Raw genomic sequence first — 22915 nt, 5'->3', positions numbered from 1 at the left:
ACAACGGACGAAGACCCAGGCGCGCGGCCTCCGCCATTCCGCTCCCCGGTGGTTGTCCCACCCAATGCGCCAGTCGCGGCTTAGACGATAGCGGACTCGCCCGATCGGCCGACCCGCCCTGTGCCGTTCGCCGGCCAGAGCCGGTCCACCTCGGCGTTGAGGATGGCGCCGATGAGCACGGCGAGGGCGGTGATGTAGAGCCAGAGCAGCACCGCGACGGGAGCGGCCAGCGAGCCGTAGATGGAGACCGGCGAGAACCACGCCGCCAGGACCTCGCGCAGCACCGCGGCGCAGGCGATCCAGATGATGAGCGCGAGCACGGCCCCGGGCATCTCCCGCCACCAGCGCGTCCGCACCGGGACGCTCACGTGGTAGAGCAGCGTGAGGAAGAAGACGGAGCCGACGACGACCACCGGCCAGTAGAGGACGTCCACCAGCACGGTGTAGTCGGGCGGGAGCGCGCCCTGCAGCGCCGCCGGGCCCAGCACCAGGACCGGCATGACGAACAGGCCGCTCAGCAGGCCCGCGAGGTAGAGCCCGAAGGACATCAGGCGGGTGCGGATGATGCCGCGCTCCTCGCCGAGCCCGTAGGCCAGGGCGATCAGGTCCACGTAGACGAACAGCGCCCGCGAACCCGACCAGAGCGCGAGCAGGAAGCCCAGCGAGATCAGCGAGACCTGGTTCGCCGGGTTCAGCACGTCGCCGATGAGCGGGGTGACGACGGTGTCCACGGCGTTGTCGGTGAACAGCAGGTGCGCCTGCGCCTCGATCCAGGCGCTGACGTCCTGCACGGTCTCCGGGCCGAAGACGCCGGTGAGCTGGCCGACCACGCCGATCAGGCCGAGCACGAACGGCGGCAGCGAGAGCAGCGCGAAGAAGGCCGCCTCCCCGGCCAGGCCGGTGACCCGGTAGGTGACGCCGGCGTTGACGGTGGCGGAGACCAGCGTCCAGGTGCCGGTGCCCCGCACCCACGTCAGCCCGGTCCGGAGCCGGGCGCTGTGCCTGCGCAGCCGGGAGTGCGCCCAGCGTCGCGGGCGCTTGCCGGGCCCGGACCGCTTGGCAGGGACCTCACTGGACGTCATGGCACACAACGGTATTCCCTGCGGTCCGCTATCACGAGTTCGATCATCGGTGACCTGGTCCCGTGTCACTGCCCGGGCGACCTGCGGCGAAACGCGCGGCGGCCGTACGGCGCCGCCCGCCCCCCGGTCCTGTGCGCGGCCCGGCGCCGGACGCACAATGGAGCAATGATCTGCCAGCAGTGCAAGGACCGCCGCCACGAGGAGTGCCGGGGCGGGTCGTGGTGCGACTGCCAGCACCAGGGCGCCGAACCGGAGCCCCGGGAGTCGCCCCTCGTCTGGCCCCGCCAGGGCTGAACGGCGCCCGGCCCGGACCTCGTCCGGCCCGCTCCCGCCGGGCCGGGACCGGCCGCTGCCCGGAGGACGGCCCGCCGTCCAGAGTGTGGACCTAATATTGGACATCTCGGGCCGCCAAGGTATCGTCATGGACATGCCAGCGGACCCCATGCTCGTCGTGCGACGCCACGTCGACCTCCTGCGTGTCCGCAGCGCCATCTGTTGTGACGTCCGTTGACCGTCGCCCTTCGCTGACTTCTGCCAGCTCGGGCGCGTGACAGGCGTCCTTCTCCGAGTGACCTTCTCTGAGCGACGACCCCCGCACTCGACGACGAGGCGGGAGGTGCCTGCGCGTGTGCCCGGAAATCATCCAACGATCCGATAAGGACGCGCACATGACGACCCCGGCCCGTCCGGCGAACCGCCACCACAAGCGCCCGCGAGGCGAAGGTCAGTGGGCTCTCGGCTACCGCGAGCCGCTGAACAAGAACGAAGAGCTCAAGAAGAACGACGACGGGCTCAACGTCCGCCAGCGGATCATCGACGTCTACTCCAAGGGCGGGTTCGACTCCATCGACCCGGCCGACCTGCGCGGCCGGATGCGCTGGTACGGGCTCTACACCCAGCGCAAGCCCGGGATCGACGGCGGCAAGACCGCGGTCCTGGAGCCGGAGGAGCTCGACGACCGCTACTTCATGCTCCGCGTCCGGATCGACGGCGGCCGGCTCAACCTGGAGCAGCTGCGCACCATCGCCGACATCTCCAACGAGTACGGCCGCGGCACCGCCGACGTCACCGACCGGCAGAACATCCAGCTGCACTGGATCGAGATCGAGTCCGTCCCGGACATCTGGCGGCGGCTGGAGGCGGTGGGCCTGTCCACCACCGAGGCCTGCGGCGACACCCCGCGCGTCATCATCGGCTGCCCGCTGGCCGGGATCGACGCCGAGGAGGTCGTCGACGCCACCGCGGAGATCGACCGGATCCACGCCGACTACATCGGCAACCCCGAGTACTCCAACCTGCCGCGCAAGTTCAAGTCGGCGCTGTCGGGCTGCCCGGCGCACTGCACCGTGCACGAGATCAACGACGTGGCCTTCGTCGGCGTCGTCAACGAGCACGGCGAGAAGGGCTACGACCTGTGGGTCGGCGGCGGCCTGTCGACCAACCCGATGCTGGCCAAGCGGCTCGGCGTCTTCGTCACCCCGGAGCAGGCCTCCGAGGTCTACGGCGGCGTGATCGGCATCTTCCGCGACTACGGCTACCGCCGCCTGCGCCACCGGGCGCGGATCAAGTTCCTGGTCAACGACTGGGGAGCCGAGAAGTTCCGCGCCGTCCTGGAGAAGGAGTACCTCGGCCGCACCCTTCCGGACGGCCCCGCGCCCGAGCCGCCGCGCGGCGGCCGCCGCGACCACGTGGGCGTCTTCCCGCAGAAGGACGGCAACTTCTACGTCGGCTTCGCGCCCCGGGTCGGCCGCCTCAACGGCGACAAGCTGCACCTGATCGCCGACATCGCCGAGCGGCACGGCTCCGGGCGGGTGCACACCACGGTCGAGCAGAAGATGGTCGTCCTGGACGTCGCGCCGGACCGGGTGGAGAGCCTGGTGGCCGAGCTGGAGGCCAACGACCTCCAGGTCAACCCCTCCACCTTCCGCCGCCAGACCATGGCCTGCACCGGCATCGAGTTCTGCAAGCTGGCGATCGTCGACACCAAGGACACCGCGTCCCACCTGATCGACGAGCTGGAGGCCCGCCTGCCGGACTTCGCCGAGCCGCTGACCATCAACGTCAACGGCTGCCCCAACTCCTGCGCGCGCATCCAGACCGCCGACATCGGCCTCAAGGGCCAGCTCGTCGTCAACGAGGCGGGCGAGCAGGTGGAGGGCTTCCAGATCCACCTGGGCGGCTCGCTGGGCGTCAACGCCGGCTTCGGCCGCAAGGTCCGCGGCCTGAAGGCCACCGCCGCCGAGCTCCCCGACTACGTCGAGCGGGTGCTGCGGAACTTCGGCAAGCAGAAGAACGAGGGCGAGGCCTTCTCCGAGTGGGTCCAGCGCGCCGACGAGGCGGACCTCAAGTGAGCGGCAGGGCCGTCCCCTTCCACTGCCCCTACTGCGGTGAAGAGGACCTGGAGCCGTACGAGGGCGACGGCGGCTGGTACTGCCGCTCGTGCGCCCGCGCTTTCAAGCTGAAGTTTCTGGGGATCGGGGTGCGCACGTCATGACCCGGAGCGAACCCGACGCAGTGAGCGGAGCGGTCCGCGAGGCACGAGCGGCCCGCGCAGCGAACGAGGAGGGTGAGCGACCCATGTCAGGGAGCGAACCCGACGCAGTGAGCGGAGCGGTCCGCGAGGCACGAGCGGCCCGCGCGGCGAACGAGGAGTGGTGAGGAACCGATGACACTGGTGGACATCGAAATCGGATTACGGCAGCAGCGCGGCACGCTCGACCTGCAGGAGATCGCCGAGTCGGCCGCGCTGTTCCTGGAGGAGGCCTCCGCCGTCGACATCATCCGCTGGGCGGCGGCGACCTTCGGCGACCGGCTCTGCCTGACCGCCTCGATGAGCGACGCACTGATGATCGACCTGGTCAGCAGGGTCAAGCCGGGCGTGGACGTGCTCTTCATCGACACCGGCTACCACTTCGCCGAGACGATCGGCACGCGGGACGCGGTCCGTCAGGTCTACGACGTCAACGTGATCGACGTCAAGCCGTCGCGGACGGTGGCCGAGCAGGAGCGCGACCTCGGGCCGCGGCTGTTCGGGCGCAACCCCGACCTCTGCTGCTACCTGCGCAAGGTGGAGCCGCTCAACCGCGCGCTGGAGCCGTACCGCGCCTGGGTCTCCGGCATCCGCCGCGACGAGGCCACCACCCGGGCCGGGATCAAGGTCGTGGAGTGGGACGCCAAGCGGCAGATGGTCAAGATCAACCCCATCGCCCGGTGGACCCAGGAGGACGTCGACAACTACATGGCCGACAACGGCGTGCTGATCAACCCGCTGCACTACGACGACTACCCGTCGATCGGCTGCGCCCCCTGCACCCGCCAGGTCGCCCCGGGAGAGGACCCGCGCAGCGGCCGCTGGGCCGGGATGGGCAAGACCGAGTGCGGCATCCACACGTGAGCCTTCCCCTCCCGCCCGTGGCACCGGCGGTCCCGCTGGTGGCGGTGGCGCACGGCTCGCGCGACCCGCGCGCCGCCGCGACGGTGGAGGCCCTGATGGACACGGTACGGCTGGCGCTGCCGGGGCTCCCGGTCCGCGCCGCCTACCTCGACCACGCCGCTCCGACGCTGGCCGGGGCGCTGTCCGGGCTGGCCGAGGCGGTGGTCCTGCCGCTGCTGCTCACCGAGGCCTACCACAGCCGGGTGGACATCCCCGGCGCGCTGGCCGAGGTCGCGGCCCGGCAGCCCCGGCTCCGGGTGCACCGGGGCACGACGCTGGGACCGCACCCGCTGCTGATCGACGCCCTGGAGCGGCGCCTGGCCGAGGCGGGCGTGGCCGCCGGGGACCCGCGGACCGCCGTGGTGCTGCTCTCGGCGGGCTCCAGCGACCACCGGGCCAACGCGACGGTCGCCGGGATCGCCCGGCAGTGGGCCGCGCGGCGCGGCTGGTGGTCGGTGAGCGCGGCCTACGCCTCGGCCGCCGCGCCCGCCCCCGGGGACGAGGTCCGGCGGCTGCTCGCCGCCGGGGCCCCGCGCGTGGTGGTCGCCCCCTACCTGCTGGCCCCCGGCTACTTCGCCGACAAGACCCGCGCCGCCGCCCTGGCCGCGGGCGCCGAGGTCGTCGCGGACGTGCTCGGCGCGGCTCCGGAGGTCGCGGACGTGCTGCTCGAACGGTACGGGCAGGCCCTGCGGGCGGACGAGCGCTCCGCCACCGCCTGAACTCCGCCTCCCGGCCGGTCGCGGCCCTGGCGGCGGGGTCGGCGCGCAGCTTGGCCAGCCCCCTGGCGGCCTGGCTGCGCACGGTGGCCACCGAACAGCCGGGGATCCCGGCCGGCCCGTTCCGGCAGGACCTCGGTCGGACCCCACCGGACGTTGCGCGCCCCGGGGAACGGCTCGTCAGCGGCCGCCGGGCGGCCGGGGCCCCTCCCCGGAGCCGGGACGGTAGGAGGAGTCGCCGGGCGCGAGGTACGGCTCCGGCGCGGGGTGCAGCCGGTGGCCGGAGCCGTGCGGGGGCAGCGACCGGTGCGGCCCGCCGTGGAACTCTCCCCGGAGCTCGCCCCGGATCTCGCGCCACTGCTCCCGCCAGGCGGCCCACGCCTTCTTGACGGGTTCGGCCCGGGAGTCGCCGATCACCTTGACGTCTCCCATGAGGACGAAGGCCTTGACCCGGATGCGCGGCGCGTTCGTCCCCGGCGGGGCCTCGATCACCTGGACCTTCTTGTCCCCCATGATCGCGATGCCCTCGAGGTCGACGTCCACCCCGTCCGGAACAATGATCTTCACATCGCCCATGATCGCGGTGGCGGAGATGTCGACCACCGCGCCGGTGCGGACCTCGGCCTCGCGCAGGTCGAGGAGGACGTCGCCCATCACGGCCACCGCGCCGAGCTCCTGGTCGATCCGCCACTTGCCGCGCCGCTTGGAGTCGCCCATGACGGCGACGAACCAGCGCCGCCTCCGGCCGCCCTGCGGCGGGACCGGCATGTGGGCGGGCGAGGGCGCCGGGACCTGGCCGGCCTGCGGCAGGTCGGAGGTGACGACGGCGAGCTCCGCCTGCGTGACGGCGGTGTAGGCCGCCTCGGTCCGCTCGGTCAGCTCGCCGAGGGTCAGCCTGCCCTCGACGGAGGCGATTCTCAGCTGCTCGACGACGGCCTCGCGCTCGGCGTCCGAGGCTCGGATTCCACCCGGATCATTCACATTCACAACATATCGCGAGTTTCCTCGGAGGTGGATCCTCCTGAGGAAGGAACCTTCCGTGGTCCGAACGCCTCATGCGCGGCCCGGGCCCCCATCCGGGGGAGCACCGTCCGGAGGGCCGCCACGCCCCCCGGCCTCCGGCCGCCTATGATCCGGATGCATGTACGAAGAGCTTCTGGACGCGGTGACCGGCAACGACGTCGAGCGGGTCGGAGACCTGCTCGGGAAGGGCGTCCCCGCAGATCCGGCGGGCGAGGCGGACAGCACCGCGCTCTACCGGGCGGCGGTGGGCGGCCGGACGGAGATCGTGCGGGCGCTGCTGGCGGCCGGGGCCGACCCGGACCGGCTCAGCGGCGGTGAGGACGAGGGGCTGCCGCTGTGCGCGGCCGCGGCCTGGGGCCGGACCGAGACGGTCGAGGCGCTGCTGGCCGCCGGTGCCGACCCGGCCGGGCGGGAGAGCCACGGGTGGACCCCGGTGCTCTGGGCCGCCGCCAACGGGCACGCCGGCTCCCTGCGCGCGCTGCTGGAGGCCGGCGCGCCCGCCGAGGACGCCACCGACACCGCGACGACCGCGCTCACGCTGGCCGTCCGGCGCGGAGCGCTGGGCGCCGTGCAGGCGCTGCTGGAGGCCGGGGCCGACCCCGGGCGGCCGGACGGCGAGGGCGACACCCCGCTGGAGATCGCCCGCGACTGGCTCGGCACCCAGCTGGAGAGTGCGCTGCTGGACCAGATCGCCGGCCAGGTGCCGGAGGACTCCGGCTTCGTCGTGGGCCGCACCCGCGCCGAGGACGGCACCGACCTGGTGACCGTGACGGCACTGGACGCCGAGGGCGCTCCGGGTTTCGAGGTGCAGTGCCAGCGCGGCCACGCGGCGATCGCCACGCTCCTGGAGGACGCCACCGGCGAGCGGCCGCCCTTCGACGAGCTGGCCGACCGGGCGCTGCCGTACCGGGACCTCGACGAGGAGGCCGAGACCTGGTGGACCGTGGCGGGCTCGCTGCAGCGGCGCGGCGACCGGGAGACCTTCGAGGCCGCCGCCCGCGCGTGCGCCGCCGAGGACCCGCGCCGCCGCGAGTTCGCCGTGGACGTGCTCGCCCAGCTCGGTTTCACCGAGGACGGCAAGCCCTTCCTGGAGGAGTCCCTGCCCGTCCTGCGGCGGATGGCGGCGACCGAGAACGACGAACGGGTGCTGCGCTCGGTGCTCGGGGCGCTCGGCCACCACGCCGACCCCCGGGCCCTGCCCGAGGTGCTGGAGATCATCACCTCCGACGGCTGGACCCGCACCGAGTCCGACCCGGCGGCGCTGGCCGCGGTCCTGCCGCCCGGTCACGACGAGGGGCTCGCGCTGCTGGTCTCGATGACCGAGGATCCCGACGACGACGTCCGGGACTGGGCGACCATGAGCCTGGCGGGCCTCGACCAGGACACCCCGCGGATCCGCGAGGCGCTGGCCGCGCGGCTCGGCGACGAGGACCTGAGCACGGTGGCCGAGGCGGCGCGGGGCCTGGCGGCGCGGGGCGACGCGCGGGCGCGGGCGGGGATCGAGCGGGTCCTCGCCGAGAGCGACGACGAGTACGCCAGGAGCGTCGTCGAGGGCCTCTGACCGCCCGCGGGGCGGCCGCCCGGGCGGTCTCCGGGCCGTTCCTGCGGCAGGCGCGTGCCCGCCGGGCGGTACACCGGGCGGACGGCGTATGTTCGCTCATGAACACCTATCGATCGAAGGGACATCGCCATGGCGACGACACGTACCGCGACGACCAACTGGAAGGGCGCGCTGCTCGACGGATCCGGCTCGGTCTCGCTGGACTCCTCCGGGGTGGGCACGTTCGACGTGTCCTGGCCCTCGCGGGCCGAGGCGGCCAACGGCAAGACCTCGCCGGAGGAGCTCATCGCGGCCGCGCACTCCTCCTGCTTCTCGATGGCGCTGTCCCACGGGCTGGCCCAGGCGGGCACCCCGCCGCAGTCCGTGGAGACGAAGGCCGACGTGACCTTCCAGCCGGGCGAGGGCATCACCGGGATCGTCATCTCGGTGCGCGCCCAGGTCCCGGGCATCACCGCCGAGCAGTTCCAGACCGCGGCCGAGACGGCCAAGGCCAACTGCCCGGTGAGCAAGGCGCTGACGGGCACCACGATCACCCTCAACGCCGAGCTGCTGGGCTGATCACCACCGGGCGCCGCCGCCGGCGGCGCCCGGTCCGGTCTCCGGGGACCACGTTTCCCACGCCTGTCAGGGGTGACAAAAAGGTCAACACCCTGCGACGGGGCCCGGACTGGAGAAGAATGGGGTCACATGCGCGAAGTCTGGCCGGGAGAACCGTATCCGCTGGGTGGCACCTGGGACGGCGTGGGCACCAGTTTCTCGGTGTTCTCCGAGGTCGCCGAGCGGGTCGAGCTGTGCCTGTTCGACGACGACGGCCGCGAGGAGCGGGTCGAGCTGCCCGAGGTCGACGGGTTCGTCTGGCACGGCTACCTTCCCGGGATCATGCCCGGGCAGCGGTACGGCTACCGCGTCCACGGCCCCTACGAGCCCTCCCAGGGCCACCGGTGCAACCCCGCCAAGCTCCTCCTCGACCCCTACGCCAAGGCGATCGAGGGCGACCTGGTCTGGGACGAGTCGCTGTTCTCCTACCGCTTCACCGACCCGAGCAGCCGCAACGACGACGACAGCGCCCGCTTCATGCCGAAGAACGTGGTGGTCAACCCGTTCTTCGACTGGGGGACCGACCGGCCGCCCCGCACGCCGTACCACCAGACCGTGATCTACGAGGCGCACGTGCGCGGGCTCACCATGCGCCATCCCGCGGTGCCCGAGGAGCAGCGCGGCACCTACGCGGGGCTGGGCCACCCGGCGGTCATCGAGCACCTGCTGGGCCTGGGCGTGACGGCGGTGGAGCTGATGCCGGTCCACCAGTTCGTGCCCGAGCACGCGATGGTGGCCCGGGGGCTGACGAACTACTGGGGCTACAACACCATCGCCTACCTCGCCCCGCACGCCGCGTACTCCGGCTCGGGGCAGTGCGGCGAGCAGGTGCAGGAGTTCAAGGCGATGGTCCGGGCGCTGCACGAGGCGGGGATCGAGGTCATCCTCGACGTGGTCTACAACCACACCGCCGAGGGCGACCACATGGGGCCCACGCTGGGCTTCCGGGGGATCGACAACGCCGCCTACTACCGGCTGCACGACGGGGACCGGCGCTACTACCTCGACTACACCGGCTGCGGCAACTCCCTCAACGTCCGCTCCCCGCACGCGCTCCAGCTCATCATGGACTCGCTGCGCTACTGGGTGCTGGACATGCACGTGGACGGCTTCCGCTTCGACCTGGCCGCCGCGCTCGCCCGCGAGCTGCACGACGTCGACCGGCTGAGCGCGTTCTTCGACCTGATCCAGCAGGACCCGGTGATCTCCCAGGTGAAGCTGATCGCCGAGCCGTGGGACGTGGGCCCGGGCGGCTACCAGGTCGGCAACTTCCCGCCGCTGTGGACCGAGTGGAACGGCAAGTACCGCGACACGGTCCGCGACTTCTGGCGGGGCAGCGGCTCGGCGCTGCCGGAGTTCGCCTCCCGGCTGACCGGCTCGGCGGACCTGTACGCCACCTCCGGCCGCCGCCCGGTCGCCTCGATCAACTTCGTCACCTGCCACGACGGCTTCCCGCTGAACGACCTGGTCTCCTACGACCGCAAGCACAACGAGGCCAACGGGGAGAACAACCGCGACGGCACCGACGACAACCGGTCGTGGAACTGCGGGGCCGAGGGCCCGGTGGAGGACCCCGCGATCGTACGGCTCCGCCGCCGCCAGCGCCGCAACTTCCTGACCACGCTGTTCCTCTCCCAGGGCGTGCCGATGCTGCTGGCCGGCGACGAGTTCGGCCGGACCCAGGGCGGCAACAACAACGCCTACTGCCAGGACAACGAGACCTCCTGGATGGACTGGTCGCTGGCGGGGACCGAGAAGGACCTGCTGGAGTTCGTCAGGACCCTCTCGGAGCTGCGCCGCGCGCACCCGGTCTTCCAGCGGCGCCGGTTCTTCCACGGGCGCAAGGCCGACGACGGCACGCGCGACATCGTCTGGCTCACCCCCTCCGGCGGGGAGATGTCGGCCTCCGACTGGCACACCGGCTACGCCAAGTCGCTGGCCGTCTTCCTGAACGGCGACGCCATCACCGAGCCCGGACCGCGCGGCGAGCGGATCACCGACGACTCGTTCCTGCTGCTGATCAACGGCCACCACGAGGACATGACCTTCGTCCTGCCCGAGGCCCGCTACGGCGCGCAGTGGCGCACGGTGCTGGACACCGCCGACGACGTGTCCAGGGACGAGCCGTTCCCCGACGAGTTCTGGCCGCCGGAGTCGGTGATCGCTGTGACCTCGCGCTCCATGCAGGTCCTGTGCTGCCCGCGGGCGTCCTAGGCCGGTCCCGCGCAGGGACCCGTGGGCGCAGGGGTCGTGCGCTCAGGGATCGTGCGCTCACGGACCCGTGGCGACGGCGGCGGTGAGCAGGACCAGGACGAACGTCGTCACCCCCGCCAGTCCGTGCAGCAGCACGGCCACCAGCGGGAAGCGCCTCTCGGCGCCGCGCGCGTGCCGGCCCCCGCCCAGCCAGCGGGTGAACATGACGAAGCCCAGCACCGCGGAGACCGCGAGCACCCCGAACGAGATCCAGGCGAAGGCCCGCTGGAGGGTGAGGACGTAGGCGATCCAGCAGCCCAGCGCGGAGACCGCCAGCAGCGGGTGGGCGAAGACCAGGCCGGTGGGGAAGCGGGTGACCTTCGTCGCCTGCTGGCGCAGGCCGCCGCCGGACAACCACAGGTAGAGCAGGTAGATCCCGACCATCGCAGTGATCAACCACGTCACGATCGCGACCAGCCCCACGCAGCCCTCCCTGATCCCTGGAAACGAATCATGTAACGGGAGTCAGCCGAAGTCACCCCTGACGTCGAATCCGTTATGGGGTGGATGCTGTGACAGGGTTGGAGGATGCGCCTCATCCATCCGGTCTCCCCCGGAGAGACCGCCGGCGAGCCCGATCTCGCCCGCGCCTACGCCTACCCGGCCGCTCCGTGCGTGCGGGTCAACATGGTGGCCAGCGCCGACGGCGGGATCTGGCTGGACGGGCTCTCCGGCGGGCTCTCCGGCAGAGGGGACAAGCGGATCTTCGGGGTGCTGCGCGGGCTGGCCGACGTGGTCCTGGCGGGGGCCTCGACCGTCCGCGCCGAGGGGTACCGCCCGGCCCGGCCGCGGGAGTCGTGGCGGGAGCTGCGCGAGGGCCGGCCGGCCGCCCCGCCGGTGGCCGTGGTCACCCGGGGGCTGGAGCTGGACCTGGCCTCCCCGCTGTTCACCGAGGCGGAGCCGTACGCCCGCACGATCGTCGTCACCTGCGCGGCCGCGCCCGCGGAGCGGCGGGCGGAGGCCGCCAGGCACGCCGACGTGATCGTGGCCGGGGACGAGCGGGTGGACCTCGCGGCGGCGGTCGAGGCGCTGGGCGAGCGGGGCCTCACCCGGGTGCTGTGCGAGGGCGGGGCGAGGACCAACGGGCAGCTCGCGGCGGCGGGCCTGGTCGACGAGCTCTGCCTGACGGTCAGCCCGGTGCTGCTCGGCGGGTCCGCGGCCCGGATCCTCGACGGCGGCGACGCGTTCACCGGCCTCCGGCTGGCCCACGTGCTGGAGGAGGACGGCTTCCTGTTCACCCGCTACGTCCGGGCGCCGGGCTGACCGTCCCCTGCCGGGGAGTCCGGGCCGCGGGGAGCGGTCCGGAGGGCGGGGCGGCGCCGGAGGGCCGGACCCGGCACCCCGGGGACGACCGGCCCTTTCACGGCACATAACGTGATCAGATGGATACTCGGTGCAATAATGCGAATGGAAACCGCAGGGGGGCGTGACCATGGGATCAGTGGCGCAGCTGGGCGACGCCGCAGCGGTGCAGTCGATCCTGGAGCAGGCACACGACGCGTTCGTCTCCCTGGACGCCACCGGCGCGGTACGGGCCTGGAACACCGCGGCCGAGCGGTTGTTCGGCTGGAGCTCCGAGGAGGCCCTCGGCCGCGACGTGTTCGGCCTGATCGCCCCCGCCGCGTTGCGCCGCCGCTACGAGCGGGGGCTGGCCGTCCTGCGCGAGCGGGGCTCCGAGGTGCTGCCCGACCGGCGGATGGAGCTGGTCGTGGCCGACCGCGCGGGCCGGGAGTTCCCCATCGAGGCGGCGCTGCAGCTGGACAGCGGCCCGCACGGCGTGGCGGCCGTGCACGCGTTCGTCCACGACATCAGCGCCCGGCAGGAGGCCCGGCGCCAGTTGGAGGCCGAGCGGACCTTCCTGCAGGCGCTGCTCGACAGCCTGGACGTGGGCGTGATCGCCTGTGACGCCCACGGCCGGATGAGCGTGACCAACCAGGTGGCCCGCCGGCTGTACCCGGCCTTCCCCGACGCGCCCGCCGAGCCGGAGGACTGGCCGCGCGCCTACCACCTGTTCACCCCCGACGGGCGCACCCATCTCCGCTCCGAGCAGGTGCCGCTGGCCAGGGCGCTGGCCGGCGAGCACGTCGACGGCCAGCATCTGATGATCTGCCCGCCCGAGGGCCGGGCACGCCGCTGCCTGGTCAACGCCCGCCCTCTGATCACCGGCGACGGCCAGCGCCTGGGCGCGGTGCTGGCCGTACGCGACATCACCGACCGGCACCGCGCCCAGGCGCTGCGCGAGGCCCAGGACGCCGTGGCCGTGGCCCTGGCCGAGTCCTCCTCCGCCGAGCAGGCCGCGGGCGGGGTGCTGGCCGCGGTGGTGCAGGCGCTGGGATGGACCTACGGCGAGTGCTGGCAGGTCGGTCCCGACCAGCGGCACCTGGTCCGCATCAGCCGGTGGAGCCCGCCCGGTCAGGGCCCGGCGCCCTCCGCCGGCGGCGAGCCCGTCCGCGTCCGCCCCGGCCAGGGACTGCCCGGGACGGTCTGGCGCAGCGGCCGGGCCGCCTGGATCGCCGACCTGCAGGCCGACGGCAACGCCCTCCTCCCCGGGCAGGCCGCCCCGCAGGCGGGACTGCGCGCGGCCGTCGCCCTGCCGGTGCGCAGCGGCCGGCAGGTGCTGGGCGTGCTGGTCCTCTGCACCGACGCCGTCCAGCAGGTCGACCACGACCTGGTCGACCTGCTGGACGGCGTCTGCGCGCACGTGGGCCGCTACCTGGAGCGGACGCGCGCCGAGGAACTGGCCCTGGACCTGGCCGAGAGCCGCCGTCACTTCGACCAGGTCCTCTCCCAGATCGACGACAACGTCTGGAGTGCGCAGATCACCCCGGACGGGCAGTTGCGCTCCGTGTTCCAGGGCTCCAACGCCGCCGCGGTGCTCGGCGTCCAGCCGCCCGGCGACCTCAACGTGGGCACGGTGCTCACCGAACGGATCCATCCCGAGGACCGGGCCGCGTGGGACGCGTTCCGGAGCGAGCTGGCCACCGGCCGGGCCGCGCAGGCCGAGTGCCGCGTCATCGGCCTGGACGGCCGCACCCGCTGGATCTGGATGCGCGGCACGCCCCGCCGCGAGCGGGGGCGGGTCTTCGTCGACGGCATCTCCACCGACGTCACCGAGCGCCACCGGCTGGCCGAGGAGCGCGACCGCATCAAGGACGAGCTGGTGGCGCTGGTCAGCCACGAGCTGCGCAACCCCGTCGGCGCCATCCGCGGCTACGTGGAGATGCTGCTGGACACCCCCGGCCTGTCGGACGTCCAGCTCAGGTTCGCCGAGGTCATCGACCGCACCAGCACCCACCTGCTGCACCTGGTCGACGACCTGCTGGACCTGGCCCGCCTGGAGGCCGGCCACATCGCCATCGACGCCCGCCCGACCTCGCTGACCCGGCTGGTCCGCCAGGCGGCCGACGACCACCGGGCGGCCGTCGGCACCAGGCGCCTGACCCTCGACCTCGAGACGGAGGTCCCCCTGCTGGTGCACGCCGACCCGCTGCGGTTGCGGCAGGTGCTGGACAACCTGCTGTCCAACGCCATCAAGTACACCCCCGACGACGGCGCCGTCACCGTCACCGTCACCGCCGGCGACCCGCGTCCCGGCCCCGCGGACGGGGACGGCGCGCACGGCCCCGGCGCGGTCCTGACCGTCGCCGACACCGGCATCGGCATCCCGCCGGAGGAGTACGGCCAGCTGTTCTCCCGGTTCTTCCGCGCCGCCACCGCCCGCACGGCGGGGATCAAGGGCACCGGCCTGGGCCTGGCGATCACCAAGGCCATCGTCGAAGCCCACGGCGGCACCATCTCCGCCCGCCCGCGCGACGGCGGCGGCACCGTGGTCACCGTCCGCCTGCCCGCCGCGCTCGACCCGTCCTGAGGCCGCGGCGCCGTACGGGCCGCATGGGGCCGCATGAGGCCGTATGAGATCGGGAGCCCTCCGGCGGCGCCTGTGATGAGCGGATCGAGTGGACAAGGGCGGAAAGGCACGATATATCTCGATCATGACACCATCGCCCTCCCCCGGTGAAGAGCTCCGCGCCACCGTCGAGGCCCGCCGCGAGCTCGGCCCCGAATTCGAGGACTCCCTGGTCGAGAGCTTCCTGGAGAAGGTGGACCTGGAGATCGACCGGCGGGTCGACCGGCGGGTCGAGGCCCGCGCCCGCAGCCTGGCCCCGCAGGTCCGCCCCTCGGTGGCCGCCGGGCAGCGCCTCGCCCTGTCGATCGTCTCCCTCGGCCTGGGCGTTCCGGCGACGATCGGCCTCGCCGCCAGCGAGATACAGGCCCTCCTGCCGGTGCTCCTCATCCTCTGGGTCGGCATCGTCGGGGTGAACTTCATCTTCTCCAAGGGCGGGCGGCAGCAGTAACCCGGGCGCCTTCCCCTCCCGCGTCAAGCAAGCGTACGCTTGGTCGAGTTCCCTGTACGGCTGACGCGGGAGTTGAAGAGTGGACGAGTACCGCAACCTCATCGGCGGACGGCTGGTGCCCGCCGCCGACGGCCGCACCCTGGACTCGGTCAACCCCGCCACCGGCGAGGTCTGGGCCCGGATCCCGGCGAGCGGGAAGGCCGACGCCGAGGCGGCCGTGGCGGCGGCGCGGGAGGCGTTCCCGGCCTGGTCGGCCATGCCCGCGCTCGGCCGGGCGCACTTCCTGCGCAAGGTTGCCGAGGTCTTCGCCGGGCACGCCGAGGAACTGGCCAGGATCGAGACCACCGACAACGGCCGCATCCTGCGCGACACCCTGAAGAAGGACCTGCCCGGCATGACCCACCTCTGGCAGATCGCCGCCGGGCAGGTGCTGGACGCGGTCAGGGGCGAGACGGTGATCCTCGGCCCCGGCAGCATGGGCCTGACCCGGCGGGAGCCGTACGGCGTGGCGCTGTGCATCATCCCGTGGAACTCGCCCGTCTCCACCTTCTCCGCCAAGGCCGCCTACGCGCTCGCGGCGGGCAACACCGTCATCGTCAAACCCGCCGAGCAGGCCTGCGCCTCGGTGCTGCGGCTGGGCGAGCTCCTGGCCGAGGTGCTCCCGCCCGGCGTGCTCAACATCGTCAGCGGGCTGGGCGAGGACGTGGGCGACCCGCTGGTCCGCCACCGGGGGGTCAACAAGGTCAGCCTCACCGGCTCCACCCAGACCGGCCAGGCCATCACCCGGGCCAGCGCCGACGCGCTCAAGCCGCTCACCTTCGAGCTGGGCGGCAAGTCGCCGAACATCGTCTTCGCCGACGCCGACCTCGACGCGGCCGCCCAGGGGGTGACGGTCAACTCGGTCTACACCGGCAACGCCGGCCAGGTCTGCGTGGCCGGGTCCCGCATCCTGATCCACCGTCCCGTCTGGGACGAGATGATCGGGCGGATCACCGCCATCGCCGGGCACATCACGCTGGCCGACCCCCTCGACCTGGCCACCACGATGGGCCCGATCGTCTCGGAGGGCCAGTACGAGCGGGTCACCTCCTACCTGGAGATCGCCGAGAAGGAGGGAGCCGAGCTGGTGTTCGGCGGCCGGACGGGGGCCGAGGTCGTCCCGTCCCTGCCCGGCGGCTACTGGGTGGCCCCGACGCTGTTCACCACCTCCGACAACTCCCTGCGGATCTGCCAGGAGGAGATCTTCGGCCCGGTCGCGGTGGCCATCCCGTTCGACACCGACGACGAGGCGCTGGCGATCGCCAACGACTCCTCCTACGGCCTGGCGGCGGGCGTGTGGACCCGCGACCTGGGCCGCGCCCACCGGTTCGTCCGCGACCTGCAGAGCGGGACGGTCTGGGTGAACACCTTCCGGCAGATGCCGCCGGGGCTGCCGTTCGGCGGCGTCAAGGACTCCGGCTACGGGCACGACGCGGTGCTGGAGTACACCCGCGAGAAGGCCGCCATCATCCAGACCTGAGCCGCCGGGGCCCGGCGCGGCGGGAGCCGGGAGGCTTTTTCGCAAGCGGCTCCTTACCTTGGCCAGAATATCGTTCTAGAGTCTGCCCATGGGTATCGCGATCACCGAGGAACACCGGGCACTGGCCGCCTCCGTGCACGGCTTCGCCGAGCGGAACATCACGGCACGCGGCATGGAGCACGAGCCCTTCCGCGCCGCGCTGGCCGCGCAGGGAGTGCTCGGGCTGCACCTGCCCGAGGAGTACGGCGGGCAGGGCGGCGGCCTGCCGGAACTGGCCGTGGCGCTGGAGGCGCTCGGCGAGCACTGCGCACCCGGCTCCCACCTCCCCTCGGTCCTCGCCTCCGCGATCATCGCCCGCTCCCCGGACGCCGGGACGGCCCGCGGGGAGCCGCGCGGCAGGACGCCGGAGGGCGCGGGGGGCGCGGCCGTACGGGCCCTGCTGCCCGCACTGGCGGACGGCACCCTGACCGCCGCCGTCGTCCTGCCCGAGAGCTCCCTCGCCGGCCTCTCCGCGGAGGGGCATCCCGGATCCGCGACCGCGCTGGGCTCCGCGGAGGCCGGCCTGTTCGTCCTGCCGCTCCCCGACGGGCGGTGGGCCGCCCTGGACCGGGCGGACTGCGTGACCGCGCCGCTGGAGGGCATCGACCTGACCCGGCCGCTGGCCGCGGTGGCGGCGCGCGCCGTGCCGGACGGGCGGGTGCTGACCGGAGTGACCGGCGAGCTGGTGAGCGCCCTGGCCGCGGTCCTGCTCGGCGCCGAGGCGTGCGGGGCGGCCGCCTGGGCGGTGACCGCCGCCGCCGGTCACGCCAGGGTCCGCGAGCAGTTCGGCCGCCCGATCGGCCAGTTCCAGGGCGTCAAGCACCGGTGCGCAGCCATGCTGGTCGCGCTCGAGCAGGCCCGCGCCGCCGTGTGGGACGCCGCCCGCGCCCTCGACGGCGAGGCCGCCGACGGGCGGGGGACGACCGGGGCGCAGGGGACGACCGGGGCGCTGTCCGGCGAGACCCTCCTCGCGGTCGCCGCCGCCGGGGTGCTGGCCGCGGACGCGGCCGTGCGGTGCACGGCGGACGCGATCCAGGTGCTCGGCGGGATCGGCTACACCTACGAGCACGACGCCCACCTGTACTACCGGCGCGCGCTGTCGCTGCGGGCGCTGAGCGGCGACCCCGGCGGATGGGCCGGGCGGGTGGCCGCCCTCGCCGCCGCCGGGACGCGCAGGGACCTGGACCCGGACCTGCCCGAGGAGGCCGGGGCGCTCCGCGAGGAGATCGGGGCCGCCGTCGCCTCGCTGGCCGCCGAGGAACCGCTGACCCGGCTGGCCAGGTTCGCCGCCGAGGGCTGGCTGATGCCGTACCTGCCGGAGCCGTGGGGGCGCGCCGCCTCACCGCTGGAGCAGGTCGTCATCCACCAGGAGTTCCAGGCCCGGGGCGTGAAGCGGCCCAACCTCGCCATCGCCGCCTGGGCCGTGCCGTCGATCGTCCGGTACGGCACGCGGGAGCAGCAGGAGCGCTTCCTGCCCCGGACCCTCACCACCGAGATCATGTGGTGCCAGCTGTTCAGCGAGCCCGGCGCCGGATCCGACCTGGCCGCCCTGTCCACCAGGGCCGTGCGGGTCGAGGGCGGCTGGTCGCTGAACGGCCAGAAGATCTGGACCTCCCTCGCCCAGTACGCGCACTGGGGCATCTGCCTGGCCAGGACCGACCCGGACGCCCCCAAGCACGAGGGCATCACCTACTTCCTGGTGGACATGAAGGCCCCCGGCGTCACCGTCCGCCCGCTGAAGGAGATCAACGGCGACGAGGTCTTCAACGAGGTCTTCCTCGACGACGTCTTCGTCCCCGACGAGAACGTCGTCGGGGAGGTGAACCGGGGCTGGCGGGTCGCCCGCGACACCCTCTCCCACGAGCGCGTCGCCCTCGGCGACTCCTGGGGCCCCGGCTCACGGCACACCGACATGGCCGAGCTGGTCGTCAGGCTCGGCGGCCCGGACGCCCTGCGGCCCGCCGCGCTGGAGCAGGCCGGGCGGCTGTGGGCCGAAGGGCAGGCGATCTCCGCCCTCGGCCTGCGGGTCACGCTCTCCCAGCTCTCCGGGGGCGATCCCGGGACGGCCTCCAGCGTCCGCAAACTCCTGGGCATGCGCCACTCCCAGGCGGTCTCCGAGTTCTGCTGGTCGATCGCGCCCGCCTCGCCGTACTGGAGCAGGATGGTCCTCACCACCCGGGCCTTCACCATCGGCGGCGGGACCACCGAGGTCCAGCTCAACATCATCGCCGAACGCGCCCTCGGCCTGCCGCGGGACCCCTGAGCCTCCCCGGCCGGCCGGGGGCGCGCGGCCGTCCGGAACGGCGTGAGCGCGATCCGCCGCCGTTCGAGGAATCGCCGCCTGCGCCGACGCGGGGAAGGAGCCCGGTCCGGAGCCTCAGACGGTGAACTGCGCCACGAGGTCGTGCAGTTCGGCGGCGACCTCGTCGAGCTGACCGGCGGTACGGCGGGCGTCGGCCACCCCCGCGGTGGTGGTCTGCGCGGCACCGGCGACCTCGGTGATACCGGCGGCGATGTCGTCGGCGCCGATCGCGGCCTGAGCGATGTTGCGGCTCATCTCCTCGGAGGTGGCGCTCTGCTCCTCCACCGCCGCGGCGATGGTGGTGGAGTGCTCGCTGACGGTCGTGATGACCTCGCTGATCCCGCCGATGGCCGCGATCGCGGCGCCGGTGTCCGCCTGGATGGCCTCGATCCGGCGGGCGATGTCCTCGGTCGCCTTGGCCGTCTCCTGCGCCAGGTCCTTGACCTCTCCGGCCACGACCGCGAAGCCCTTGCCCTGCTCGCCGGCGCGTGCCGCCTCGATCGTGGCGTTCAGGGCGAGGAGGTTGGTCTGCTCGGCGATCGAGGTGATCGTCTTGATGACGGTGCCGATCTCCGCGCTGGAGGTGCCCAGCTTGGCCACGGTGTCGCCGGCGTCGCGCACCGTCTGCACGCCGGCGTCGGCCACCCGGGCCGCCTGGCTGACGCTGCCGGCGATCTCGGCGATGGTGGCGCTCATCTCCTCACTGGCCGCCGCGATGGTCTGCACGTTGGCCGAGACCTGCTCGGCGGTGGCGGCGACCTGGTCGGAGCGGCCGGCGGTGCCGGTGGCGGCGGTGTCCATCCGCCCGGAGACGGCGGACAGTTCGCGGGAGGCGCCGTTCAGCGTCGCGCTGTGGCGGGCGATCATGCCGAAGGCGCCGCGCAGCACGCTTACGGTCTGCTCCAGAGCGCGGGCCATGTCGCCCAGTTCGTCGCGGCGGGAGGTGTCGATGGAGGTGGTGAGGTCTTTTGCGGCGATGGTGCGCAGGGTCTGCACGGTCGCCGCCAGCGGCCGGGTGATGGTCCGGGTGACGATCACGGCCAGTGCGGCGGCCAGCAGCAGGCACAGTGCGCCCGCGCCCAGCATCAGCCGCAAGGCCGCGTCGCCGGCGGCGTGCGCATCGGCGGTCGCGGCCTCGGCGTTGGCGATGGCCTCGCCGGCGAGCTCGTCCACGGCGCTGGCGGCCTGCTCGAAGTACTCCAGCGCTTCGCCGGAGACCAGGTCGTCGGCCCGCCGGGTCTGTGCGGGGCCGCCCTGGCGGTAGGCGGCGATGACCTGCTCGTCGACGCGCATGAAGTCCTCGAACGCGGTCTCGGCCCTCCGCAGGTCCTCACGCTGGGTGGCGGTCAGCCCCAGCCCCGCCAGCGTGTCGAGGTCCTCGCGGAAGGCGGCCGTGGAGGCCAGGAAGTTCCTGCGCTGGCCGACGGTGTCGTCGGTCGCGTTCGGCACACCGCGGATGATGTCGAAGGCGTAGCCGCTCTGCCAGCCGTTGAAGTCGGCGGTGCGGAATTTGGCCGTCAGCGCCGCGCCGCGCACCGCCGCGCTGGCCTCCACCCGATCGCTCGCCTCCCGCGCCGAGGAGATCCCGGCGGCGCCCACCCCGACGGCTCCGCACAGCAGGACGCCCACCACCGCGAACGCGCCGCCCAGCCGCGCGCCGACTTTCAAATCGTTGATCTTCCTCATGTCCGGTCCCCGTGATGCCGTATTCGTGTCGTTCACCGAGCGCCGTTTGCGCCTGTGCTGCGACCATCGGCCGGATCGGTCGCGGGGTGAGCCAAAATACCCCCGGGGCGGATCCGGGGGGCCTTTCGGTGCAGGCCCGCCGCGCCCGTCGCGGTGCGCGGCGGCTGCCTGCGGGTGCGCCTCCCCCATGGATCTCCTTGCATGGATCTCCTTGCATGGATCTTCTTGCAGATGATCCGGAACGGAACCGGTTGCTACGCTGGAGGCATGACCGCCATGGCACCCGCCCGCGCCGAACCGGACCTGTCGTTCCTGCTGGACCACACCAGCCACGTCCTGAGGACCCGGATGGCGGCGGCGCTCGCCGAGATCGGGCTGACGGCGCGCATGCACTGCGTGCTGGTCCACGCCCTGGAGGAGGAGCGCACGCAGATCCAGCTCGCCGAGATCGGCGACATGGACAAGACCACGATGGTGGTCACGGTCGACGCCCTGGAGAAGGCCGGGCTCGCCGAGCGCCGCCCGTCCGGCACGGACCGGCGGGCGCGGATCGTCGCGGTCACCGAGAAGGGCGCGCAGGTCGCGAAGCGGAGCCAGGAGATCGTCGACGGGGTGCACCGGGCGGCCCTGGACGCCCTGCCCGCGGACGAGCGCGAGGCGCTCCTGCGGGCCCTGAGCCGCCTGGTCTCCGACCATCTGGCCACTCCCGCCGAGGCGCCGCAGGCGGCCCGGCGGGCACGGCAGCGCGCGAAATAGATCCGCAAGGGATCGTCTATAACAAAACTATCTGCTACGGTCTCTACTGTTCCCTTCCGAACAGGAGACCGCCATGCCGCACACCGCTCCTCCTCCCCGGCCCGCCGGCGCCGGCCGCTCGCGCCGCGCGGCGCTGGCCGTACTGTCCACCGCGATGCTGATGACGATCCTTGACGGCAGCATCGTGACCGTGGCGATGCCGGCCATCCAGCGGGATCTGGGCTTCTCCCCCGCCGGGCTCAGCTGGACCGTCAACGCGTACCTGATCGCCTTCGGCGGGCTGCTCCTGCTGGCCGGCCGGCTGGGCGACCTCATCGGCCGCAAGACGATGTTCCTGGCGGGCAACGCGGTCTTCACCGCCGCGTCGCTGCTGGCCGGGGCCGCCACCGGGCCCGGCATGCTGATCGCCGCCCGGTTCGCGCAGGGCGTCGGCAGCGCCATGGCCTCCGCGGTCGTGCTGGGGATCCTGGTGACGCTGTTCACCGAGCCCGCGGAGCGCGCGAAGGCGATCGGCGTCTTCGGCTTCACCGGCGCCGCCGGAGCCTCGATCGGCCAGGTGCTGGGCGGAGTCCTCACCGACGCGCTGAGCTGGAACTGGATCTTCTTCATCAACCTGCCGATCGGGCTGGCCACGATCGCGCTGGGGGTCCGCGCGCTGCCGGGCGAGCGCGGGGCCGGACTCGCCGCCGGGGCCGACGTCATCGGCGCGGTGCTGGTCACCGCCGGGCTGATGCTGGGCATCTCCACCGTGGTGGAGATCGAGCAGTACGGCTGGCTCTCCGCGCGCACCCTCGGGCTCGGCGCGCTCTCGCTCGCCCTGCTGGCCGCGTTCACCGCCCGCCAGGCGACCACCGGAACCCCGCTGATGCCGCTGCGGATCCTCCGCTCGCGCAACGTCGCGGGCGCCAACCTGGTCCAGATGCTGACGCTGTCGGCCATGTTCGCCTTCCAGATCATCGTCGCCCTCTACATGCAGAAGGTCCTCGGCTACGGCGCGCTCGACACCGGCCTGGCGATGCTGCCCGCGGCGGTGGCCATCGGCGGTGTCTCCCTGTTCGTGTCCGCCCGGCTCAACATCCGCTTCGGCGAGCGCGCCGTCCTGCTGGCGGGCCTGGCGCTCCTGCTCGGCGCGATGGGCTGGCTCACCCGCGTCCCGGTGGACGCCGGCTACGTCACCGACCTGCTCCCGGTGATGGTGCTCATCGCGGGCGGCGGGCTGGTGATCCCGGCCCTGACCGCGCTCGGCATGTCCGGCGCCGGGGCCGACGACGCGGGCCTGGCCTCCGGGCTGTTCAACACCACCCAGCAGATCGGCATGGCCGCCGGCGTCGCGGTGCTGTCCACGCTGGCCGCCTCCCGTACCGAGGGGCTGCTGTCCGCCGGCGCCGGCCAGGCGGCCGCGCTGGCCGGCGGCTACCGGCTGGCCTTCACCGTCGCCGCCGCCCTGCTCGCGGCCGCCTTCACCGTCGCCCTCGCCGTGCTCCGGCAGCCCCGGCGGGAGGCCTCCGGCCGGGCCGCGGCCCCCGCCGAGCCCGCGGCCCGGGCCGGAGCCGCCTGAGCGCCGCGGACGGCCGGTCCGGCCGGACACGGCTC

At 73.3% G+C, this 22915-nt stretch carries 20 protein-coding genes and 1 riboswitch; of the genes, 16 read left to right on the top strand and 4 right to left on the bottom strand.

Translation table 11 applies throughout. The features are described from left to right. Positions 1–6: 6 nt before the first annotated feature. A riboswitch (ZMP/ZTP riboswitch) is annotated at positions 7–87 on the bottom strand. Further along, complete coding sequence (locus FHS22_RS17960) at positions 81–1082, bottom strand: YihY/virulence factor BrkB family protein (RefSeq protein WP_260408031.1); 1002 nt, start codon at positions 1080–1082, stop codon at positions 81–83. (Overlaps the previous riboswitch by 7 nt.) Positions 1083–1247: 165 nt before the next feature. Between FHS22_RS17960 and FHS22_RS38115 the strand changes: the two genes are divergently transcribed. From FHS22_RS38115 to FHS22_RS17940, 6 genes are all read left to right on the top strand, one after another. Next, entirely contained in the window at positions 1248–1376 is a 129-nt protein-coding gene (locus FHS22_RS38115; RefSeq protein WP_260408030.1) for a hypothetical protein, read from the top strand. Between the two features lie 127 nt (positions 1377–1503). Further along, complete coding sequence (locus FHS22_RS39630) at positions 1504–1593, top strand: putative leader peptide (protein WP_373294325.1); 90 nt, start codon at positions 1504–1506, stop codon at positions 1591–1593. 157 nt (positions 1594–1750) lie between these two features. After that, a complete protein-coding gene (locus tag FHS22_RS17955) occupies positions 1751–3433 on the top strand; it encodes a nitrite/sulfite reductase (protein ID WP_184943111.1) in 1683 nt (560 codons plus the stop codon). Further along, entirely contained in the window at positions 3430–3576 is a 147-nt protein-coding gene (locus FHS22_RS17950; protein WP_184943109.1) for an Insertion element protein, read from the top strand. The genes FHS22_RS17955 and FHS22_RS17950 overlap by 4 nt, the downstream gene beginning before the upstream one ends. A 171-nt stretch (positions 3577–3747) precedes the next feature. Then, a complete protein-coding gene (locus FHS22_RS17945) occupies positions 3748–4476 on the top strand; it encodes a phosphoadenylyl-sulfate reductase (protein ID WP_184943107.1) in 729 nt (242 codons plus the stop codon). 17 nt (positions 4477–4493) lie between these two features. Further along, positions 4494–5234 carry a sirohydrochlorin chelatase gene (locus tag FHS22_RS17940; RefSeq protein WP_338047798.1) on the top strand — a complete coding sequence of 247 codons (741 nt, stop codon included), beginning with the start codon at positions 4494–4496 and terminating at the stop codon, positions 5232–5234. Between the two features lie 177 nt (positions 5235–5411). Here FHS22_RS17940 and FHS22_RS17935 read toward each other — a convergent pair whose 3' ends face one another. Further along, positions 5412–6212, bottom strand: coding sequence for a DUF1707 domain-containing protein (locus FHS22_RS17935; RefSeq protein WP_184943105.1), 801 nt, complete (start codon positions 6210–6212; stop codon positions 5412–5414). A 160-nt stretch (positions 6213–6372) separates the two neighbouring features. Here FHS22_RS17935 and FHS22_RS17930 point away from each other — a divergent pair, with 160 nt between their 5' ends. From FHS22_RS17930 to glgX, 3 genes are all read left to right on the top strand, one after another. Further along, a complete protein-coding gene (locus FHS22_RS17930) occupies positions 6373–7815 on the top strand; it encodes an ankyrin repeat domain-containing protein (RefSeq protein ID WP_184943103.1) in 1443 nt (480 codons plus the stop codon). A 129-nt stretch (positions 7816–7944) separates the two neighbouring features. Beyond that, entirely contained in the window at positions 7945–8373 is a 429-nt protein-coding gene (locus FHS22_RS17925; protein ID WP_184943101.1) for an OsmC family protein, read from the top strand. Positions 8374–8502: 129 nt separating this feature from the next. Beyond that, complete coding sequence (glgX, locus tag FHS22_RS17920; protein ID WP_184943099.1) at positions 8503–10626, top strand: glycogen debranching protein GlgX; 2124 nt, start codon at positions 8503–8505, stop codon at positions 10624–10626. Positions 10627–10683: 57 nt separating this feature from the next. Here the strand turns inward: glgX and FHS22_RS17915 are convergent, their stop codons facing one another. Further along, the gene (locus tag FHS22_RS17915; protein WP_184943097.1) at positions 10684–11088 is read right to left on the bottom strand and encodes a hypothetical protein; all 405 of its coding nucleotides are present in this window, start codon (positions 11086–11088) and stop codon (positions 10684–10686) included. Between the two features lie 105 nt (positions 11089–11193). On the opposite strand from FHS22_RS17915, the gene FHS22_RS17910 reads away from it, so the two are divergent. The 5 genes from FHS22_RS17910 (at position 11194) to FHS22_RS17890 (ending at position 18841) form a co-directional block, all read left to right on the top strand. Further along, on the top strand, positions 11194–11928 hold the full coding sequence (locus tag FHS22_RS17910; protein ID WP_184943096.1) for a dihydrofolate reductase family protein: 735 nt from the start codon (positions 11194–11196) through the stop codon (positions 11926–11928). Positions 11929–12097: 169 nt separating this feature from the next. Then, a complete protein-coding gene (locus tag FHS22_RS17905; protein WP_260408053.1) occupies positions 12098–14533 on the top strand; it encodes a PAS domain S-box protein in 2436 nt (811 codons plus the stop codon). A gap of 124 nt (positions 14534–14657) precedes the next feature. Then, a complete protein-coding gene (locus FHS22_RS17900; RefSeq protein ID WP_184943092.1) occupies positions 14658–15020 on the top strand; it encodes a hypothetical protein in 363 nt (120 codons plus the stop codon). Between the two features lie 79 nt (positions 15021–15099). Continuing rightward, positions 15100–16539: an aldehyde dehydrogenase family protein gene (locus tag FHS22_RS17895; protein ID WP_184943090.1), complete on the top strand. Its 1440-nt coding sequence runs from the start codon at positions 15100–15102 to the stop codon at positions 16537–16539. Positions 16540–16627: 88 nt separating this feature from the next. Next, on the top strand, positions 16628–18841 hold the full coding sequence (locus FHS22_RS17890) for an acyl-CoA dehydrogenase family protein (RefSeq protein WP_184943088.1): 2214 nt from the start codon (positions 16628–16630) through the stop codon (positions 18839–18841). A gap of 114 nt (positions 18842–18955) precedes the next feature. Here the strand turns inward: FHS22_RS17890 and FHS22_RS17885 are convergent, their stop codons facing one another. Beyond that, positions 18956–20566 carry a methyl-accepting chemotaxis protein gene (locus tag FHS22_RS17885; protein WP_184943086.1) on the bottom strand — a complete coding sequence of 537 codons (1611 nt, stop codon included), beginning with the start codon at positions 20564–20566 and terminating at the stop codon, positions 18956–18958. 267 nt (positions 20567–20833) lie between these two features. Here FHS22_RS17885 and FHS22_RS17880 point away from each other — a divergent pair, with 267 nt between their 5' ends. Further along, positions 20834–21322 (top strand): MarR family winged helix-turn-helix transcriptional regulator, encoded by a 489-nt coding sequence (locus tag FHS22_RS17880; protein ID WP_184943084.1) that lies wholly within the window; start codon positions 20834–20836, stop codon positions 21320–21322. A gap of 73 nt (positions 21323–21395) precedes the next feature. Beyond that, entirely contained in the window at positions 21396–22880 is a 1485-nt protein-coding gene (locus tag FHS22_RS17875) for an MFS transporter (protein ID WP_184943083.1), read from the top strand. Positions 22881–22915: the final 35 nt, after the last annotated feature.

The organism is Thiemannella venezuelensis (genome assembly GCF_014203605.1).
GTDB lineage: Bacteria > Actinomycetota > Actinomycetes > Streptosporangiales > Streptosporangiaceae > Planomonospora_A > Planomonospora_A venezuelensis.
Note: the sequence above shows the minus strand (reverse complement) of the source record. Positions and strands in the feature narration are given on the sequence as shown.

Coding starts and splice junctions, on each gene's coding strand:
- FHS22_RS17930 (WP_184943103.1), top strand. CDS start 6,373: ATGTACGAAGAGCTTCTGGACGCGGTGACCGGCAACGACGTCGAGCGG.
- FHS22_RS17955 (WP_184943111.1), top strand. CDS start 1,751: ATGACGACCCCGGCCCGTCCGGCGAACCGCCACCACAAGCGCCCGCGA.
- FHS22_RS39630 (WP_373294325.1), top strand. CDS start 1,504: ATGGACATGCCAGCGGACCCCATGCTCGTCGTGCGACGCCACGTCGAC.
- FHS22_RS17925 (WP_184943101.1), top strand. CDS start 7,945: ATGGCGACGACACGTACCGCGACGACCAACTGGAAGGGCGCGCTGCTC.
- FHS22_RS17960 (WP_260408031.1), bottom strand. CDS start 1,082: ATGACGTCCAGTGAGGTCCCTGCCAAGCGGTCCGGGCCCGGCAAGCGC.
- FHS22_RS17885 (WP_184943086.1), bottom strand. CDS start 20,566: ATGAGGAAGATCAACGATTTGAAAGTCGGCGCGCGGCTGGGCGGCGCG.
- glgX (WP_184943099.1), top strand. CDS start 8,503: ATGCGCGAAGTCTGGCCGGGAGAACCGTATCCGCTGGGTGGCACCTGG.
- FHS22_RS17910 (WP_184943096.1), top strand. CDS start 11,194: ATGCGCCTCATCCATCCGGTCTCCCCCGGAGAGACCGCCGGCGAGCCC.
- FHS22_RS17890 (WP_184943088.1), top strand. CDS start 16,628: ATGGGTATCGCGATCACCGAGGAACACCGGGCACTGGCCGCCTCCGTG.
- FHS22_RS17875 (WP_184943083.1), top strand. CDS start 21,396: ATGCCGCACACCGCTCCTCCTCCCCGGCCCGCCGGCGCCGGCCGCTCG.
- FHS22_RS17945 (WP_184943107.1), top strand. CDS start 3,748: ATGACACTGGTGGACATCGAAATCGGATTACGGCAGCAGCGCGGCACG.
- FHS22_RS17880 (WP_184943084.1), top strand. CDS start 20,834: ATGACCGCCATGGCACCCGCCCGCGCCGAACCGGACCTGTCGTTCCTG.
- FHS22_RS38115 (WP_260408030.1), top strand. CDS start 1,248: ATGATCTGCCAGCAGTGCAAGGACCGCCGCCACGAGGAGTGCCGGGGC.
- FHS22_RS17905 (WP_260408053.1), top strand. CDS start 12,098: ATGGGATCAGTGGCGCAGCTGGGCGACGCCGCAGCGGTGCAGTCGATC.
- FHS22_RS17900 (WP_184943092.1), top strand. CDS start 14,658: ATGACACCATCGCCCTCCCCCGGTGAAGAGCTCCGCGCCACCGTCGAG.